At 44.2% G+C, this 19,109-nt stretch carries 20 protein-coding genes, 1 tRNA gene and 1 pseudogene; 20 read left to right on the plus strand and 2 right to left on the minus strand.

Translation table 11 applies throughout. The annotated features are described in order from the left end of the window. Positions 1–287 precede the first annotated feature (287 nt). The 7 genes from KD145_RS17230 to KD145_RS17260 all read left to right on the plus strand — a co-directional run bounded on the left by KD145_RS17230 (position 288) and on the right by KD145_RS17260 (position 7,658). Complete coding sequence (locus KD145_RS17230) at positions 288–1,307, plus strand: lipopolysaccharide assembly protein LapB (protein WP_212000215.1); 1,020 nt, start codon at positions 288–290, stop codon at positions 1,305–1,307. Positions 1,308–1,417: 110 nt separating this feature from the next. Then, positions 1,418–3,073 (plus strand): phenylacetic acid degradation protein PaaN, encoded by a 1,656-nt coding sequence (paaN, locus tag KD145_RS17235; protein ID WP_212000216.1) that lies wholly within the window; start codon positions 1,418–1,420, stop codon positions 3,071–3,073. 65 nt (positions 3,074–3,138) lie between these two features. Further along, positions 3,139–3,801 (plus strand): YceI family protein, encoded by a 663-nt coding sequence (locus tag KD145_RS17240; protein ID WP_212000217.1) that lies wholly within the window; start codon positions 3,139–3,141, stop codon positions 3,799–3,801. Between the two features lie 85 nt (positions 3,802–3,886). Continuing rightward, a complete protein-coding gene (locus tag KD145_RS17245) occupies positions 3,887–4,141 on the plus strand; it encodes a 2TM domain-containing protein (RefSeq protein ID WP_212000218.1) in 255 nt (84 codons plus the stop codon). A 51-nt stretch (positions 4,142–4,192) separates the two neighbouring features. Then, positions 4,193–6,013: a long-chain fatty acid--CoA ligase gene (locus KD145_RS17250; protein WP_249219417.1), complete on the plus strand. Its 1,821-nt coding sequence runs from the start codon at positions 4,193–4,195 to the stop codon at positions 6,011–6,013. A 58-nt stretch (positions 6,014–6,071) separates the two neighbouring features. Continuing rightward, positions 6,072–6,143, plus strand: a tRNA-Arg gene (locus KD145_RS17255). A 237-nt stretch (positions 6,144–6,380) separates the two neighbouring features. Then, the gene (locus KD145_RS17260) at positions 6,381–7,658 is read left to right on the plus strand and encodes a site-specific integrase (protein WP_212000219.1); all 1,278 of its coding nucleotides are present in this window, start codon (positions 6,381–6,383) and stop codon (positions 7,656–7,658) included. A gap of 69 nt (positions 7,659–7,727) precedes the next feature. Here KD145_RS17260 and KD145_RS17265 read toward each other — a convergent pair whose 3' ends face one another. Further along, positions 7,728–8,204: a hypothetical protein gene (locus KD145_RS17265; RefSeq protein ID WP_212000225.1), complete on the minus strand. Its 477-nt coding sequence runs from the start codon at positions 8,202–8,204 to the stop codon at positions 7,728–7,730. A gap of 191 nt (positions 8,205–8,395) precedes the next feature. On the opposite strand from KD145_RS17265, the gene KD145_RS17270 reads away from it, so the two are divergent. From KD145_RS17270 to KD145_RS17295, 7 genes and pseudogenes are all read left to right on the plus strand, one after another. Then, a complete protein-coding gene (locus KD145_RS17270; RefSeq protein WP_212000227.1) occupies positions 8,396–8,842 on the plus strand; it encodes a hypothetical protein in 447 nt (148 codons plus the stop codon). Positions 8,843–8,914: 72 nt separating this feature from the next. Next, entirely contained in the window at positions 8,915–9,232 is a 318-nt protein-coding gene (locus KD145_RS17275; RefSeq protein ID WP_212000229.1) for a helix-turn-helix domain-containing protein, read from the plus strand. Then, positions 9,219–10,820 (plus strand): phage/plasmid primase, P4 family, encoded by a 1,602-nt coding sequence (locus KD145_RS17280; RefSeq protein WP_212000231.1) that lies wholly within the window; start codon positions 9,219–9,221, stop codon positions 10,818–10,820. Before KD145_RS17275 ends, KD145_RS17280 begins: the two co-directional genes overlap by 14 nt. A 96-nt stretch (positions 10,821–10,916) precedes the next feature. Beyond that, positions 10,917–11,078: pseudogene (locus KD145_RS32600) on the plus strand (PG0870-related protein); the annotation flags it as partial. Between the two features lie 15 nt (positions 11,079–11,093). After that, complete coding sequence (locus KD145_RS17285) at positions 11,094–12,182, plus strand: DUF6371 domain-containing protein (RefSeq protein ID WP_212000232.1); 1,089 nt, start codon at positions 11,094–11,096, stop codon at positions 12,180–12,182. Between the two features lie 148 nt (positions 12,183–12,330). Beyond that, on the plus strand, positions 12,331–12,714 hold the full coding sequence (locus KD145_RS17290) for a hypothetical protein (protein WP_212000234.1): 384 nt from the start codon (positions 12,331–12,333) through the stop codon (positions 12,712–12,714). Positions 12,715–12,777: 63 nt separating this feature from the next. Next, positions 12,778–13,359 (plus strand): hypothetical protein, encoded by a 582-nt coding sequence (locus KD145_RS17295; protein WP_212000236.1) that lies wholly within the window; start codon positions 12,778–12,780, stop codon positions 13,357–13,359. Between the two features lie 3 nt (positions 13,360–13,362). Here KD145_RS17295 and KD145_RS17300 read toward each other — a convergent pair whose 3' ends face one another. Further along, positions 13,363–13,644: a hypothetical protein gene (locus KD145_RS17300; RefSeq protein WP_212000238.1), complete on the minus strand. Its 282-nt coding sequence runs from the start codon at positions 13,642–13,644 to the stop codon at positions 13,363–13,365. A 436-nt stretch (positions 13,645–14,080) separates the two neighbouring features. On the opposite strand from KD145_RS17300, the gene KD145_RS17305 reads away from it, so the two are divergent. From KD145_RS17305 to KD145_RS17330, 6 genes are all read left to right on the plus strand, one after another. After that, positions 14,081–14,260 (plus strand): hypothetical protein, encoded by a 180-nt coding sequence (locus tag KD145_RS17305; protein ID WP_212000240.1) that lies wholly within the window; start codon positions 14,081–14,083, stop codon positions 14,258–14,260. A 241-nt stretch (positions 14,261–14,501) separates the two neighbouring features. Then, positions 14,502–14,924 (plus strand): response regulator, encoded by a 423-nt coding sequence (locus KD145_RS17310; RefSeq protein ID WP_212000242.1) that lies wholly within the window; start codon positions 14,502–14,504, stop codon positions 14,922–14,924. 591 nt (positions 14,925–15,515) lie between these two features. Continuing rightward, positions 15,516–16,097, plus strand: coding sequence for a hypothetical protein (locus tag KD145_RS17315; RefSeq protein ID WP_212000245.1), 582 nt, complete (start codon positions 15,516–15,518; stop codon positions 16,095–16,097). 143 nt (positions 16,098–16,240) lie between these two features. Beyond that, positions 16,241–17,239, plus strand: coding sequence for a glycosyltransferase (locus KD145_RS17320; RefSeq protein ID WP_212000247.1), 999 nt, complete (start codon positions 16,241–16,243; stop codon positions 17,237–17,239). A 19-nt stretch (positions 17,240–17,258) separates the two neighbouring features. Beyond that, complete coding sequence (locus KD145_RS17325; protein ID WP_212000251.1) at positions 17,259–18,248, plus strand: glycosyltransferase; 990 nt, start codon at positions 17,259–17,261, stop codon at positions 18,246–18,248. Between the two features lie 135 nt (positions 18,249–18,383). Next, positions 18,384–19,103 (plus strand): hypothetical protein, encoded by a 720-nt coding sequence (locus KD145_RS17330; RefSeq protein ID WP_212000253.1) that lies wholly within the window; start codon positions 18,384–18,386, stop codon positions 19,101–19,103. Positions 19,104–19,109 lie beyond the last annotated feature (6 nt).

A 19,109-nucleotide genomic window follows, 5' to 3' on the forward strand; every position in this document is an offset into this window, starting at 1 on the left:
GTACCTCTATCTTTAACGATATTTCCTTTCAGTATCCCGCTGATCATGGGCTTCCACTATGCCTGGGTCTATCGTCACACCCACTGCGGAGCAGTCACATAAATATGATTTTTTACTCATTTGTAACCCATCGGGACTGGAAATATTACGGCAAGCCCGGAGGTTGACCTGATGAGACATTACCCCATTTTCCTTACTTTTACAACAAACGACAGACAGGAATGCATATGAGGTCTTCTTTATTGAAAACAGTTTTTGTTGCGGGGGTATTATTTTCACAGGTGACAATGGCGCAGGATGCAAGGGAGTTGTACAATACCGCCACCAATTTCATGCGCAATGGAGATTACTCCAATGCCGTACTGGTATTGAACCAGGCTTTACAATTGGAGCCGGATAATTTTGAATTCCGGAAACAACTCGGCTTTACCTTTTATCTGAAAGGAGATCTTAACAAAGCGAAGAGCGTAATAGAACCGCTGCTCAGCAAAAAAGAAGCGGACGTGCAGGTATTTCAGATTGCAGGAAACATTTATAAGGGCCGGGAAGAATGGAAGACCGTACAGAAGATGTACGATAAAGCACTACGTAAATTTCCCAACAGCGGAGAACTGTATAATGACAACGGCAGTCTCCAGATGGGATTCAAAATGTACGATGCCGCTTTACGCAGCTGGCTAAAAGGTATTGAACAGGACCCCGGATTTCCGGGCAACTATTACAATGCTGTTAAAACATATTATTACAGCAATACACCGTTGTGGAGTATCATATATGGCGAGATCTTCATGAACATGGAGAGCTTTACCACCCGTACTGCTGAGGTCAGAAATATAGTGCTGGAATCCTACAAAAGATTATTCAATGATCCTTCCCTGCTGGACAGTATGGTACCGGAAGAAGAAGGAAAGAAAAGCAGGAAAGGAAGAAGTGAGGACGGTTTTATTCAGGCCTACAAACAATGCCTGGGTAAGCAGCTGAGCGTGATTACAGGCGGTGTGGATCCTGATGCACTGATCATGGCGCGCACCCGTTTTCTGCTGGACTGGTACAGTAATCAAAGTGGCAACTATCCATATTCGCTCTTTGATTTCCAGCAGAAGATGCTGCAACAGGGCATGTTTGAATCCTACAACCACTGGTTGTTTGGCCCTGCCGCCAACCAGGCTGCCTATAAAGCATGGATAACACTGCATAAGCAGGATTACGATGATTTTCTGAAATATCAGCAGAATCACCCTTTGAAACCCAGACCTGATGAGTATTATAACGATGGTAAATTTACGCTGATCAACGCAGGATATTAATGGCCAGCAGTAGTGAGTGAAGTGTCAGCAGCATGATTAAGGTCGTTTTCGCGAAAACAATTATATCCCGGGGCCTGGCCCCGGGGCCACCATAATCTCAAAATCTGAATATGCTCGTTACGAAACACCAAAACACGATTGATGCCGCTGTTAAAGCGAATCACGCAAGAACCTTCTATTCGCATTTCCCGGAGCATCCCAAAGCATACGGAGAGGAAGCCCATGCAAAAGGCGTACAGAGCTACCAACAGCTGCTCAACAAACCTTTCCGGCAGCTCCTGCAAACCGGTGAAACCGGATGGGTGGGTGAAGAAGTATCCCCCTATACCCAGGAAGTACTGGGTGTTACCTATCCCATCTTTGCAATAGATGACCTGGTAAAAAAAGCCATCGCAGCCGGCCACCAATGGAGCCGTACTGATGTCAGGGAAAGAGCGGCCGTACTAACGGAAACGCTTGAACGAATCAAGGATTACTTTTTTGATATTGCCAATGCTACCATGCATACTACCGGGCAGAGCTTCATGATGAGCTTTCAGGCTTCCGGTCCGCATGCCAATGACCGTGCACTCGAAGCAATTGCCACCGGCTATCATGAACTGCAACGGTACCCTTCCGAGCTGGAATGGGAAAAACCAATGGGCAAAACCACCATCCGCCTGAAAAAAGCCTTCAGGGCTATTCCCAAAGGAGTTGGCGTGGTGATCGGCTGTTCCACATTCCCGGTATGGAACACATTGCCTGGAGTGTATGCAGATCTGATCACTGGTAACCCGGTCATCATAAAACCTCATCCCCGGGCTATTCTGCCTATTGCTATTGCTGTAGGTGCTATACAACAGGTATTACAGGAAAACGGTTATGATCCTCATCTGTGCCAGCTGGCAGCAGACAGTTCCGATAACCTTATTGCCAAAAAACTGGCAGAACATCCGGATGTACAGCTGATCGATTACACCGGCAGCAGTGCTTTCGGTAATTATGTAGAGTCTTTACCCGGTAAAACCGTCTTCACAGAAAAAGCCGGTGTCAATTCTGTACTGCTGGACAGTGTGAAAGACCTGGACGCTGTTATTCAAAACCTGGCATTCTCTGTGAGCCTTTATTCCGGCCAGATGTGTACAGCTCCGCAGAACTTCTTTATTCCGGAAACAGGGATTTCCACTGCAGCAGGCCATGTAAGTTTCAACGAAGTGGTACAGCGGTTCAAAGATGCGGTGGTAGCCCTTGTTACTAATCCAAAAATGGGTCCCGGAACATTGGGTGCGCTGCAGAATGAAGCTACTGCTACACGTGTACAAGAAGCACAGCAGCTGGGTGGAAAGGTAGTGCTGGCAAGTACTACCGTTAACAATGAAGAATTCAGCAACGCCAGGGTAATGGCACCAGCCATTCTGGAAGTCACCAGTGCTGATAACAATATTTACGAAAAAGAGCTTTTTGGTCCGGTGGTGCTGGTCATCAAAACCAAAGACACCGCTCATTCCATCCAGCTCGCCAAACAGATGGCCCGGAATCACGGTGCCATCACCTGTGCGGCTTATACCACCGACAGTGCTACCAAAGAAATGATAACCGATGAAATGAACAGTGTATTTACACCTGTTTCATTTAATCTCACCGGTTTTATCTGGGTAAATCAGCATGCGGCCTTCTCCGATTTCCACGTCTCTGGTGGTAATCCAGCAGGCAATGCCAGCTTTACCAACCAGGAATTTATTATCAAACGGTTTGTGTGGGTAGGCAACAGGGAACTGATGGAATAGACAAATCATGCCAGCGTTCCGGCAGAAGCCGGAGCGCTGGGCATTATAAATGCTGGGAGATAATTATGAGAAGTATTGTTTTTTTTCTATTGCTATCAGGAATGATAGCAGCCTGCGAGCAGGCTCCTAAGGCAGACAAGGCCAGCGCTACCAACGCTCAGGCCGTAGGAACTGCCAGCGGACACGCTTACCTGGCAGATACTGCCACCAGTGTGGTAGAATGGATAGGTACCAAACCTACCGGCAAACATCATGGTACCCTGCGGCTCGCAGGTGGTGCCGTGTATATCAAAGACACCCTGATCACCGGAGGCCAGCTGGTGATCAACATGCATTCCCTCCAGGATGTAGACCTGCGCGCAGATACTGCCATGAAAAACAAACTGGAAAGGGAACTGAAAAGTGCTGCTTTTTTTAATGTGGAAAAATATTCCACAGCTATTTTCGAAATCACTGCTATCAAATCCTACCATCCTGTTGTTGGTGAAGAAGTAGAGCTAAAAGACGCCACCCACCTGATTTCCGGCAACCTTACCCTCAAAGGTGTCACTAAAAATATTTCTTTCCCCGCCCGTATAAAGCTTAGCAACGATGAACTGATAGCCACCGCCAACTTCAATATTGACCGCACACTCTGGGGCATCAACTACCGGGCAGACAAATCCTTACAGGACAAACTGATCAATTCACAGGTGAATATCGGATTTCATGTGAGGGCAGCGAGATAGCCTTCATTTTTCGCTTTTTTTACGTGAAGCCAATAAAATATTTTAAATTTAATACAGCCACTATCACGTATAAAAAACCACAGAAATGGAAACTACTCAGCAAAGAGATGAACGTCTCTGGCGTATTGCAAAAGCCAGGGCCGGCTTCAAATCGCATCTTATCATTTACCTGGTTATCAATATGGGATTATGGGCTGTATGGTTCCTCACAGACAGGGACATGTCTGAAGGGATACCCTGGCCGGCATGGCCGGCACTGGGCTGGGGAATTGCCCTGGCATATCAGTACTTTAACGCCTTCCGTAAAGATACTTATGACGATACGCTGAAAAGAATATGAGTAGTTACTACCAGCAGAAGACCCATATCTGAGCCAAAACAAAACAACAGCATGATGGACCAACCGCAGCGATTATTTGATGTAATCCGTTATCAACTGGAAAACTATCCGCTTGAGGATATGTTGACCGGCAAGGAAAACGGCCAGTGGAGAAAGTATAGTACAAAAGAAGTGGCCGATATTACCCTGAAATTCAGTTCCGGCTTATTGAAACTGGGCATCAGGGCTGGTATCACCCAAAATGAGGAGAAAGACAAGATCGCTGTTATTTCGCCTAACCGGCCGGAATGGTTGTTGACCGACTTTGCCTGCCAGCAGATAGGTGCCGCCTTAACCCCCATCTACCCTACCATCAGCCAGCACGAACTGGAATTTGTACTCAACGATGCTGAAGCCCGCATCCTGTTTGTCAGCGATAAAGAGCTGCTGGACAAAATACAGGCTTCCCGCGACAGAATCCCTTCTATCCGGGAGATCTTCACCTTCAACAAGGTAGCAGGCGCCCGGCACTGGACAGAAATTCTGGAAATGGCCGATCCGGACAACTACGCCCGTATTGAGGAAATCAAACAAAATATCTCTCCGGAAGAACTGGTCACCATCATCTATACTTCCGGCACCACGGGCATACCTAAAGGTGTAATGCTCAGCCACCACAACATCATGAGCAATGTAATGGCCTGCAAGCCTTACCTGCCTGTGAGTAGTAACGCCAGAGCAATCAGTTTCCTGCCACTCAACCATGTATTTGAACGGATGGTCACCTATCTCTACCTAACCAGCGGTGTGCCCATCTATTACGCCGAAAACATGGAGACTATCGCCGACAATCTGAGAGAGGTGAAACCTACCCTCTTTACGACGGTGCCCCGGTTGATGGAGAAAGTATACGAAAAGATCATGACTACCGGGCTGGAGCTTAAAGGTATCAAAAAAGCCCTTTTCTTCTGGGCCGTTGGCCTGGGCAAACGTTATGAGATCAATCATGACATGGGCTTCTGGTACAACATACAGCTGAAACTGGCCAATAAGCTGATATTCAGTAAATGGCGGGCAGCCCTGGGCGGTAATGTTCAGGCTATTATAAATGGCGCCGCCGCCTGTCAGGTACGGCTGCTGAAAATATTCACTGCCGCCAATATCCCCATTCTCGAAGGATATGGGCTTACAGAAACATCCCCTGTTATCAGCGTCAACCGCTACTACAATGTGGAAGATCGTATGTTCGGCACCGTAGGACCCATTATCAGCGGCGTAGAAGTAAAAATAGCTGAGGATGGGGAAATCCTCTGCAAAGGCCCCGGTGTCACCATCGGTTACTATAAACGCCCCGATCTCACTGCCGACGCCATCATTGATGGCTGGTTCCATACCGGTGATATCGGAGTACTGATAGATCATAAGTTCCTGAAAATCACCGACCGGAAAAAAGAACTTTTCAAAACCTCCGGTGGCAAATTCGTAGCACCACAACCCATTGAAAATAAATTCAAGGAGTCTCCCTACATCGAACAGATCATGGTAGTAGGCGAAGACCGCAAATTTACCGCGGCGCTGATCGTCCCCTCCTTCAATAATCTCCGCACCTGGGCACAGAAACGGGGCATCGCCACCGATAACACTGAGGCCCTGCTGCAAAACAAGGAAGTAATAGACCTCTATAAACAGGCCGTAGACAAATACAACCAGTTCTTTAACCATATAGAGCAGGTCAAAAAATTCCTGCTGCTGCCGCAGGACTGGACCGTAGATGGCGGAGAACTCACGCCCACCCTCAAGGTGAAGCGCAAAATAGTCCTGAACAAGTACCGCAAGGAAATCGACAGCATTTATGCTCCCTCCGGCGGGAAAGTTGATATAGAAAGTCTTTAAATTTTAATTTAAAACCCTTACTTTTGCAACCCGATACCCATTTAGGGTACAGACGGCTGGTCCCGTAGTTCAATGGATAGAATAGAAGTTTCCTAAACTTTAGATACAGGTTCGATCCCTGTCGGGACTACAAAACGCTTAATTCGCCCAAACTTAGCTTTACTAAGTTTGGGCGTTTTTCATTTACGGACGTGGGTTTCAGAGGAAAGAAGGGTAAAGAGAGATAAAGGGGGATTAAGTAAAAATGTACCCCAAACTGTACCCCAGTGTACCCCAGACTGTACCCCAAAACCGGCGGCTGTGAGGGCTGCCAATCCAAAACCGTTACAAAACTGTACCCCAATCTGTTAACCTTAAACCTGTGACCATGGAAGTGAAATACTATTTAAAAAGACCCAAAGATTCCACCAGTACCATTTTTGCAAGAATCTGCTACGAAGGCGAGCAACTGAAGTATTACCTATCTGAAAGTCTTCCCACACTCTATTGGGATACAATTACCCAACGGGCATTTAAAGGCAACAAAGCATTTCCTGAATATCCGGAGTTTAACGCACGGCTTGACTACTTAGACCACACCATCAAAAGCACATACCGTAAATACCGTAATGACCACCAGCACAAAATACCGTCGCCGGCAGAACTTAAAGAGCTGTTGGACATTGCAACGGGGAAAACAGAGAAAAAACAGGTTACATTTTTCTCTTATTTTAAGGATTTCAACGCACGGTCTGAAAGAGGGGAACGGATCAGCCCCATTACCAAGAAACGAACATCCCCCAATACCAATAAAGGGTATGTTACTACGCTTAACCACCTCGAAGAGTTTCAGAAAACCTATCATCGAAAGATTGATTTCAACACTATTGATATACAGTTTCACAATGACTTCATCAACTATCTAACAAAAACAGAAGACCTGAAACCCAATACGCTAGGTACCCATATAAAACGTATCATTACTGTAATGGGAGAGGCAAAAAGCCGGGGAGTGATAGTTAACACTGATTTTGAAGGTAGCTACTTCTTTAAGCCAGGAGAGGAAACCGACAGCATATACCTTAATGAACAGGAATTAAAGTCGATTGAGGATTTAGACCTGACGAATAATCCTAAACTAGACCGTATCCGGGACTTATTTCTTGTTGGCTGTTATACCGGGTTACGGTACTCTGATTACTCTATATTAAGCCCGGAACACATCAGTGATGATTTCATTGAGATAAGACAAACTAAAACGGATGGCAAAGTAGTCATTCCTATTCACCCGGTGGTGAAGCGGGTTCTCAATAAGTACAGCGGAAACCTGCCGAAGGCAATCAGTAATCAAAAGATGAATGAATACCTAAAGGACATTGGTAAAAAGGTGCCAGCGCTTGAAAAGCTGGTGACTATCACCTGTACTAAAGGAGGTAATAAAACAACCACTTCCTACATTAAGTGTTCGCTGATCAGTACCCATACCGCCCGTCGTAGCTTTGCCACCAATGAATATTTGGCCGGTACACCGGTCATCACCATCATGGCTATCACTGGGCATAAAACGGAAAAGGCATTTTTACGATATATCAAGGTAACACCGGCAGAACATGCGAAGCTGTTAAAAATGCATTGGGAGAAAAGGAATTTACTCATAGCTGTATAGGATTGGATTTATAGCCATAAGTAACACTCAATTACTTATGGCTATAGCTGGCTTTAAGGTTACCAATTTTTAACACCCGGCGACATCAACAATGTAGGGCAAAGTATTTACGCTTACTGTAAAACTAAAATCGAAACTTTTGCTTTCAATTTTGAAGTCGTTAAGCCTAACATTGAGACTTACTTCACGAATCTTGGTGTATTCCTGAAATATCTGGTTAATACGGTATTCTTCAAGCAACTCCAACCTTTTTTTCAACCCTACATCATGATGGCCGAGCTTTTCAACCATTGCGTCCTGATCCATAAAACGCCCAGGAACATCAACAACGCCGGTGGGCAAAATAGATATGTTTACTGTAAAACTAAAATTGAAGCTTTTGTTTTCAATTTTGAAATCGTCAAGCCTAACATTGAGACTTACTTCACGAATCTTGGTGTATTCCTGAAATATCTGGTTAATACAATACTCATCGAGTGACTCTAACCTAGCTTTTAGCTCCGCATCATCGCGATCAAGAATTTCAACCATTTCAGTCTGGTTCATAAAAGAGTTTTTTTAATTAAATGGACAATTTCGCCCGGTGCGCCAAAGGTAAAAGGGGGGCTTTCCGCCTCTGTTAAAAGGAGCATAAAAGGAGATAATTAACGCATGCATAACTATACCGTGCAAATAGGTTGCGTAGCGCCCCGTTAATATCGGGTTATAGTATTCCTGTTAACCTTCAATCCCTATTTATGCGCAATCCTGATCTTCCACTAGAAAAATTCTTTCGTAAAATGGATGGCTATATGAGAGTACTGCAACAGATTACAAGCCAATCCAGCGACATCGAACTGATTCCCCTTGAAACTATTAGCGACGATGAACTTGCCAACGTCAAAAGTATCTTAGCTGATACTTATAGAATACGATGGAGAGGGAGTTTAAAAGAGTTTGCCGAGCTTATTACAGAACTGGAAAACAAAGGTTGGATTGATCCAATAAACCATGGTGAGGTAAACGCCTTTACCCGATCGATATTGAGTTGCTTTGACTTTTCCGAGACCCAAAAAAAGATAGATAGCAAAACAGAGGCAAGTCTTATGCAGTATCTTAAACCAAGTGAAAGAGAGACCAAAATTTATAGTAAACGCTACATAAAGAAATTTGCCTCCATCTTATTTAACCACCCTAAAAAGTAGTTACAAACTAGTTACAGTACTTGACCAGTCTTTCCTGTAGTTGTTACTTTGTCACGAACTAAATGATTTGTGATGATGGATAATGTATTACTATCAGCGATCCCGCTGGAACAGTTAAAAACTTATATTTCTGAAGCTGTCAGCAGCGAACTTTCTAAACACTTTGCAGCAGCTCCACTACCTCCCCAAAATCAGGAATTACTTACCAGGAAAGAAGCGGCGAAATTACTTTCTATCTCTCTCCCCACCCTGCTGGACTTTACCAAATCCGGGAAGATTACCGGCTATCGGATAGGGACAAGAGTACGCTACAAACGCTCTGAGCTGGAACAATCTTTAAAGCAGATACGGTCAGCCAAACAGAAAGGAGGACATCATGATTCAAAGTAACCCTACCCCCGACCACTTCCCTAAGCCAAATTTTCCAGAACCAAGCCAGCCCCTAACCGTTACCAGCATCCTGGAACATAGCCGGGAACTACTGGCCCAGGGGAAACCAGTAGCACATGAGCTGATTTTAAACCGGCTACTGGAAAAGGTTCAACCGGTAGATTTCCTAAGTATGGCCTTCTCACATGTTAATGGGCTGCGAGAGGACTTGAATGGGTTGGAGTCAAAGTTGATAACCAAAGAAGGAGCGTTCAATGATGATGACACTATCAGGGAAAAAGTAAAAAATCTCCGCGCACTCATCGCTAAATGCAGGCTCAAACAAGCTCACTATCTGATCATCAGCATTGAGGAAATATTGAGGATTGCCACTGCTAACCGCTGGGGAATATGCCAGCACCAGGATTTTATTTACCTGTACAATGGTGCTTACTGGTCGCAGCTTAGCACCGATGAACTAAAGGGCTTCCTGGGGAAATGTGGTGAAAAAATGGGAATAGACAAGTATAAAAGCCGGTTTTATATGTTCCGGGATCATCTGTTGAAGCAGTTCTTTGATTCGGCTCACCTACCCAGCCCTTTACAGCCTCACAATGTTGTTTTTATCAACCTGCAAAACGGTACGTTTGAGATAACACCGGAGGGTACCCGCTTACGGGAGTTCAAGCGGGATGATTTTATTACTTATCAGCTGCCATTTGCTTTTGACCAAACAGCAAAAGCCCCACTTTTCAGCCGGTATTTAAACACTGTGCTGCCGGATATACAACGTCAAAGAGTGTTGGCGGAATATATCGGATATGTATTTATTCATCCTAGCACCCTTAAACTGGAAAAATCATTGTTATTGTATGGTTCGGGAGCAAATGGTAAATCTGTTTTCTTTGAGATAATAAACGCCCTTCTGGGCGCAGAAAACATATGTAGCTATAGTCTGCAAAGCCTGACCGATACTACCGGATATTACCGGGCAAAATTGGCCAACAAACTGGTGAACTATGCTTCAGAGATAAACGGGAACCTGGAAGCATCCATCTTTAAGCAGCTCGCCAGTGGGGAGCCGGTAGAGGCCCGGCAACCCTATGGGCAAGCCTTTAACCTCACCCATTACGCAAAGCTCATTTTTAACTGTAATGAGCTACCCAAAGAGGTAGAACATACAAACGCTTATTTTAGGCGCTTCCTGATCATCCCCTTTGATGTGACTATCCCACCAGAGGCCCAAGACAAGGAACTGGCTAAAAAGATCATTCAGCAGGAGCTTTCCGGGGTTTTCAATTGGGTATTGGAAGGGTTGCACCGGCTGCTGACACAAAAAAATTTTTCCGATTGCGATGCGGCCAAACAGCAGCTACAACAGTATCAACGACAATCAGATAGTGTGTTGATGTTTTTGGAGGATGAAGGTTATAAACCGTCCCGAATCGCTTTCCTTCCCCTGCAGCAACTTTATACCCTGTATAAAATATTCTGCGCAGACAACGGCTACCGCCTTTGCTCTTCTAAAACGGTCAGCGAAAGATTACGGAGCCACGGGTACGAAATGGAACGTAAAACGGCTGGAATGGTTGTCTACCTGGAAAAATAATGTTTTGTTCTGTGCTACATATCCTACATATCCTACATGATGCCGGTTGTGCTATGTAGCAGATGTAGGATATGTAGGACTTAAAATAACTTTTTTATGAATGCTTACCGGTATACATTGGAAAGGGGCAATAAGAAGCATATATGTCCTAGTTGTGGGAAGAAACGGTTTGTAAGGTTCATTGACGGTCAAACCTGCGAGTATTTGCCTGCAGAATATGGCCGGTGTGACAGGGAAATAAACTGTGGTTATTTTCATAAGCCAGATTGCACAATGGCACAGTTAAAAAGGGCTGAAGAATACCGGGAGCGGCCAGTATATTATAAGAAGCCAGAAATCAGGAAACTACCTTCTTATATTCCACTTGAAGTACTGAAGAAAAGCCAACAGGGATATGACGCCAACCACTTTACTGTTTATCTGCACTCCCTTTTTGGCACTAACATAACCCACGAACTGATTCAACGGTATCAGATCGGCACCTCCGGGAGCCGCTGGCCAGGAGCAACTGTATTTTGGTGGATTGACGTAGCCGGTAAAATAAGGGCCGGGCAGGTGAAACAATTCGACCATACCGGCCATACTGTTAAATCTGTTCACAATCATTCACATACCACTTGGATACACAGCATCTTAAAGCACAACCATGAATCCAAAGGGGAACATCTTCCATCCTGGTTATCTACCTATTTAGACCAGGGCGGGAACTATGCCAGTTGCCTGTTTGGCGAACATCTTTTAAAAGAGGATACCGGTAAACCGATCGCCATCGTGGAAGCGCCGGCAACAGCCATTGTAGCAGGCGTATATCTGCCGGGATTTGTTTGGCTGGCTGCAGGTAGCCTGTCTTATTTGACTGCTGCACGAACTCAGGTTTTATCAGGTCGGCAAGTGTACTTATTCCCCGATCTTTCTGCAGATGGACGGGCATTTGAGCTATGGTGCAATAAAGCCAGGGAGCTGGCCAGCATTGCCACCTTTACCGTATCAGATCTTTTAGAGCGTAGTGCTTCAACTGAAGAACGACTAAAGGGACTGGATTTGCGGGATTTCCTCACCCGGTTTGATTACCAGCTGTTTCAACCAGCACCGCCAGAGGGAAACAAACACACCCTCATCATTGACGGACAGGAATATGAAATCAATGCCATTGCGACGGTTTCAGAAATTGAGGGTTATAAAATAGTCTCCTACTTGCTAAGAAATGCCAAGGTTTGTGATGTTTTATACAACGCAGCAGGGGAGTTGGCGGATATTCAGGAAGATTTTTCGCAAGTCATATGCACGTGTATAGGGAAAGTGTTTAAGAGAGGAAAGCTAAACGGCGTTGACTGCTTCCTTTTACTGTTGAAAAACTCTTGAAAGATGTGACATTATATGACACTATTTTCATCAGTTTCAACACTGAAATAGCACAAAAATAGGGCAATGAGGAAGAATTAATCCTGACATTCCCTAGTTATTTAGGTTTAATTTATTTGCTTAGATTGTAGTGTTTAAATATAAAATTATGATCCATAAAAGTGAATTACTACCAGGAAGTTTGGTATGTAATAGTGACCATAAGATAATTGAATGGAGTGAACAATTATCACATGAAATCCCGCTTATTCCGGTTGAAATTAGTTCAACATGGATAAGGAGGCTTGGATTTGGCACCCTGGATTATATTCATTTCATCGCTCATCCATACGATGGGGATGAATTTGTAATCAAACTTTCTTCCGATAAATCGACATGTATACTACTCGTTCCCGAACAAGAAGGAGAGGTATACCCTAGATTCTACAAAGAAACAGCTGAGACCTGTAAGTTTATTCATGAGCTTCAAAAGCTCTATCATTTAAAAACCGGAGAGCTACTAGAATTACAATATCGTTTCGAAGATGAGTAAAGGGATCTGTGAAACATTTAACTCGATCCTTCCTCTTAATAGACTTCTATAAATTGAGACAGCATGGCAAAACCAGGAACTTACCCAACAACATTTGAGGAGAGGAAAGCTATATCTGTAACTGATTTGCGCAAATGGAAATACCTACAACCCGATATATGGCGCAGTGGTACCCTAAGCTGGAGCCGAGGCGGTACAGTACACAGCCAGATAAGCATTTGCGTCAACATGGTTGCACCCCAGCCATATCTGCAATTAGATTACCGTTGGCAAGAACAGTCAATAAGCTATCAGGTAGAGCTAACAGCACTTCCCAGCAACCTGGGAGCCGGTAAGGTTTGGTACTTCATTTGCCCACTTACAAATACGCGGTGCCGGAAGCTGTATTTTAAAAGTGGTTACTTTCAGTATAGGGGGCAGGGTTACTATGAAAAGCAGATTCAGTCAAAGTATTATCGGCATCTTGAAAAGACCTACGGGCCTGTGTTACAAAGTGATCAAATACGCGAACAACTATATAGTCGGCATTTCAGGAAGTTTTATAATGGGAAAGCCACAAAACAATACGCTAAAATACTCGCACAGTTGAAGGCTGCTGAAGGTGTGAGTGAAAGAGATCTAATTAATGCGATGGTGAGATACTAAATGCTATCCTCTATTTTTCCGTTTCTTGTGTAATTCCTTTGCCTCATTCTTCGCCAAGGTTATTATTACATCTTCATGTACCCCAATTAATTCAGAGAGAATTATTAATTCCTCAATAGTAAATAATCCAGGATTATCAAGTTTTTTGAGGAATGATAGATAGCCGACATTAAGCAATTTATAGGTGCTCGATTTGGGAACATATTCAAATATATCAGCGATGTGAACAACCCCTCCCGCTTCTAATAATGCCTTTACAGCTGCATATTTCTTATTCTGTGCCATTACTGAAATATAATAATAGTGTTATTATATACAACAAAAAATGAACACATAAGAATTTAATGCTCATTTATGAGAATAAAATATTCTTAAATAAGAATATTTTGAAAACTTTTGCTATATCTTAGAGGTACAAACATTATTTTGCGGCTTCTAAAATATTGAAGCAAATCGCGCTTTCATGTGGTCCAGGGTGTGGAAACTTTAAGGATACCAGATGTTAGGCGGTGCTCACGCTACGGCGTGGGTGCTCGCTTCCGTCATCCGGTATTCCACACCCTGGGGCGGTAAGTTGAGGCCCGCGCCTTTTTTATGTATTTAGGCCCCGGTACTCTACTATAACTCATTCTCTCACATTTCCTCCATAAATGGGCTATCACTTTCATTCCATATGAAAGCCGGCTTTGCTATGGCATTTATAACCCTTAAACGTTCTCTTATGTACTACGTAAAAAAGTATTCAAACTGCTGGGCTATTCATAACGATGATACCGGAGCCTCCCGCCCATTAACCGAAAATGAGAAAAATAGGATACTGGAAGAACACCCATCACTAAATGAGGGAGATGTACGGGCCGTTTACGCTGATATTATAAACAACATAAACGAAAAACCCTAATCCATCCCTTCACCTCATTAACCTCACATATGGACACTCAACCCGCCGAAAAAATCAAAGAACCCAATTTGCGCCTTGAATGGGAAGTCATAGCATTAGGCTTTCTTTTGGGTGTATCTGTTTGTCTGATACTGGCTCTTATCTATTGCATGTGGATAATAACGGAACAGGATTCCTTTATTCATAATCTCCTATTGAACACAGCCTTACGGGCTTATCCTAAATGATCAAATCGAAAAATATGAAAGCTAATATTCTATGGATCGAAAAAGAAGTGTTCCGTACATTCAATTCTACACTACTTTATAGATTCAGTCTTGTAGGGTATGCCTTAACTCTGGCTAAAGATGAAAAACAGGGCTGGTCTTTAGTCACTTCAGGAAAGTACGGAGTCATCATCATTGGCCTGGAAATCTCTAAATCCCTCAATCTGGTAAAGAGAATCAGGCAGGTGGATGACCATACCCCCATAATGATTATAGCACAGAAAAAAGTAAAAGATGGCTTGCTTAAATCTTTGGAAGCAGGTGCAGATAGTTATATAGTAAAACCTCTTGAACCAATTGACTGTATAATTGTAGAGGTAGAAATCCTTATGAATCAAAACCCGGAAGAGGGATACAGAGCAATATTTCATTCGAGCCTGAAAACTGAGGAATCATAGACCAGGGAACTAATTTTTTTAGCACCCAAAAGGTCATTCCCCAAAACTGTACCCCAAGCAAAAATACTAACGTATAAAAAATTAAATATCAATTAATTATGTACACATCAAATATCCCTGTCGGGACTACAAAACGCTTAATTCGCCCAAACTTAGCTTTACTAGGTTTGGGCGTTTTTCATTTACGGACGTGGGTTTCAGAGGAAAGAGCGGTAAAGGGAGATAAAGGGGAATTAAACGAAAATGTACCCCAAACTGTACCCCATTTTTCCCCAGGAGTTTCCCCAGAAAAATAGCACAGTACCGGCATTCACGCGGTCAATAGCCGGCGGTTCTTTGTTCCTATTTGTTTTTATTTCTTTCTGATGTTGTCTGCAAGACAGAAAACAAATTGTTAGGAGCAGGATTACCCGGTTCATTGTAACAAATCACATTAATGAAGTTAAATATAAATAATATTCGATACACACAGTTATCATCCAGTCATCCTTCTATATACGCATAACATCCCTCCCTGAACAAAACCCGCTCCTTCACTGTATTTGTATTAGATCATTGAATGTATGTTTTAAAAGCACAACCTGTAATGTTATGGAAAACCCCGAATTACCACTACACCAAACCAACCCAGAGCTATTTAAAACCTACCTCCTGGACAATTCCTCCCAAGGCGAGATTTTAATGGTTAAAGGGGTTACGTTGGAGGATCATCTCCTAAAGTCAGAGATCCATATCAAAGTCATCATCAAATTCCAGGCAGAGGCCTGTGTTAAATTCAAGGGCTCCAGCCCGGTGAGGGTATTGGCCAACCTCAGAAGGCGCATCCGGAATTTCATGCGCTCTGAAGGCATGGAGATGATGATACGCAAAGTGAATATGACCTTGCCCGGGAACGGCCCCGCGTTATACGAACTGGATCCTCATTTATTTGAACAGTTTGTACTGGATGATTTTACCGTCCGCCCACGGCATGAACATATGAAAGGTATCACACAAAAAGACCGTATGTTGAAAATAGAAGTAGCGCTGTTTATTCTCGATGATGAGATCATCCGGCTGAGCGCCAGAGTAAAAAACCAAAGCGTACAGGCTGTACGCTCTGAGCATGTACGGAATGTAAACAGGGTGCTGGCGGCCTACGGCAGACTTTTACCTGCTGATAATAATAACTGAACACTTTTTCCTCTTTGTTTGCTACACCTGTTATTCAGCTCTCGTACCATGCAGCATTGCCTACCAGCGTTATAGACAACTCACTCGTACATCTCATAACCTTCGCCAACCAGGAGCGGTACTTCATCTGATAAAAAAATAGCATGATAGACTACTCACTGGTCATATATACTTGTGATCCTGATGAACGAATTTTACGACGTTGCCTCCAGGCTGTGCAGCAGCTTAACCGGAACCAGTTGCAGATAGAAGTGCTACTGGTAGACAACAACAGCACTATCCCACTCAGCAGCCTTTCATTCATAAAGGATTTCCTGCAACATATCCCCAACTTGCAGCTGCTCCTGGTAAAGGAACAGGGAGTAGGCCATGCCCGCATCGCCGCCATAGAAGCCGCCCGTGGGGAACATATCGTTTACATCGATTACAATAATGAACCAGACAGCAACTATTTACAGGAACTGACTTCGTTGTATAAAAAGTACCCGCAGGTTGCCGCATGGGGCCCCGGACAGGTACAGGTAGATTTTATAGACGGCATAGAAAGCAACATTGAGCACTATGCACGGCTGGCATTCCAGCAACGGAAAGAAACAACCGTGACTTTTTCCGCAGTACCGGCCTGGCAATCCTGTTATCCTTTTGGTACCGGCCTCTGTACCAAAACCTTTCTGCTGAAAGAATATGTGCAGCATGCGCGGAAAGGCACCTTTACACTGCCTGGCCGGAAGGGCAATCAACTCAGCAGCGGAGAAGGTACCCAGATGGTATTGCTCTGCGTCCGTAATGGATATGCAGCCGGTGTGGCACCAACTTTGAAACTTACTCATATCATCCCTGCCGGCAGGGCCAACCGCCACTATCTTCAACGCCTCATATACGACACGTTTGTGTGTTATGATACCTGCCTCATGCAGATATTCCCTTCTCATCGCAATTTACTCGGCACCAGACTACTGTCTGCTTCCCGGTTCTCCCGAAAAGCAATCGGAAAGTTATGGAAAGCACGCTGGTCAAGCGATCCGCATCGTCTGTTTGAACTGGTGCAGTATATCGCTACGCATGCCAGTGTATATGCGGCATTAAACAAACCAGTACCGTTGCCGGTCAGCAGCATCATCAGATACCTCAAAGTGGAATAACTATTTCAAACAGAAAATCATGCATCAACAAGAATTGCATACAGGCGTCTCCGTTATTATCTGTTGTTATAACAGTGCAACACGGCTACCACTCACCTTAGGACATCTGCAGTCACAGGAAGTACCGGCAGATTTTTTGTGGGAGATTATCCTCGTCAACAATGCATCTACGGATAAAACCGTCAGCCTTGCCCTGGAATGGTGGAACAGAGCCCATCCTCCCAATGCCCAATGCAGGATTGTAGATGAACCCCGGCCGGGACAGATGTACGCCCGTAAAAAAGGAGCGCAGGAAGCCCGCTATGAATGCCTGCTTTTCTGCGATGACAACAACCTGCTCGACAAAAACTATGTATTCAACGCATGGCAAACACTCAAACAACAAAAGCTGGCCGGCGCTGCCGGCGGACAATGTCACCCGGTCTCCGACTGTAGCAGCTTTCCCTACTGGTTTGATACCTTCAAGGAGAAATACGCTATCGGCATTCCGGCCGAAACATCCGGCGATGTATCCCATCGCGGATTTGTACTGGGCGCTGGTCTCGTCACCAGAAAATCCTTGTTCCTCTCCGTCTTCAACGAAAGATACCCTTCGTTACTCAACGGCCGCAACGAAGAAAGGTTAAGTACCGGAGATGACTTTGAATACTGCAAACGCCTGCTGCTATGGGGTTACAGCCTGTACTACAACGAAGACCTGAAACTGGCTCATTTTATACCAAAGGAAAGACTTACCCTCAGCTATCGCGACAGGCTGATGGAAGGCATTGCAGCAGCTACGCAAATACTGACACTCTATGATGAAGCCCTAAGCATTCGTCGGAAAACGAAGCATAAAAACAAATGGAGACTATTGCTGCTTACGCCCATCAGAATCTACCTCGCCCGAAAAGGCTTGTCTGACAGGCACCTTCCCACAGAGCAGCTGGTATTTTTTTACCTGTCTCCTTTCAACATAAAATCAGATCCTGTCAGGACATCTATCAAAAAATTTCTAAACAAACAGTAATCGCAGGAGTTGTGCAACCCGCCAACCACCTGCATAACAGACAAAAGCTACCACCACAGGAATGGTAGTCTCAGCAATCTTAACTTTTCCTTTGCGAAAGCCTTTTTATCTTACCGGCATCTAATATTTTCCCTGATGCCGATACTCAGATTCATCCTGCTATTAAGCCCCCTATTACTGTTGTTATGCAGTGCAGATGCACAGAGCATCGTACAGGGAACAATTACGCAGGAAGACAGTATACCCATTACTGGTGTAACGGTATTGAATAAACGAAATAATGCATCTGCCGTCAGCGACGACCACGGCCTTTATGAGATAAGCGCCCGCAAAGGCGACACACTGTTATTGAAAGCACTGGGCTATGTGCCTTTACTGGTCATCATTCCCAGAGATAAGTCTGCACTCATTCATCATCTTAAGCGACAACCCCTGGAACTGAAATCCGTCAGTATCATCCATTACAACTACCTGCGCGATTCACTGCGCCTGCGCGAAGAATTTCGTAAAGAATTTGATTTCCGGAGACCCCGGTGGAATGAAGTCATTCGTTCTGTTGGTCCTTTCGTAGGTGTTAATATCAACAAACTGTATAAAGCCCTTTCTTTTAAACAAAATAAAAAGAAAGACAAGTTTAAAAAAATACTGTTGGCCAAAGAGAAGGAAAACCAGGTACAGCAGGTATTTAACCCTATACTGATCAACAAACTCACCGGCCTGGAAGGCGACAGCCTTACACAGTTTATGACCAGATATCAGCCTTCCTATGAGTTTATAAAAGATATCAATGATTATGATCTGTATGTGTATATCAAACAAAAGTATGTCAGGTATGTCAATGACTCAATAAAATAATACAAC

Origin of the sequence: Chitinophaga sp. HK235, assembly GCF_018255755.1 — a bacterium.
Taxonomy (GTDB): Bacteria; Bacteroidota; Bacteroidia; order Chitinophagales; family Chitinophagaceae; genus Chitinophaga.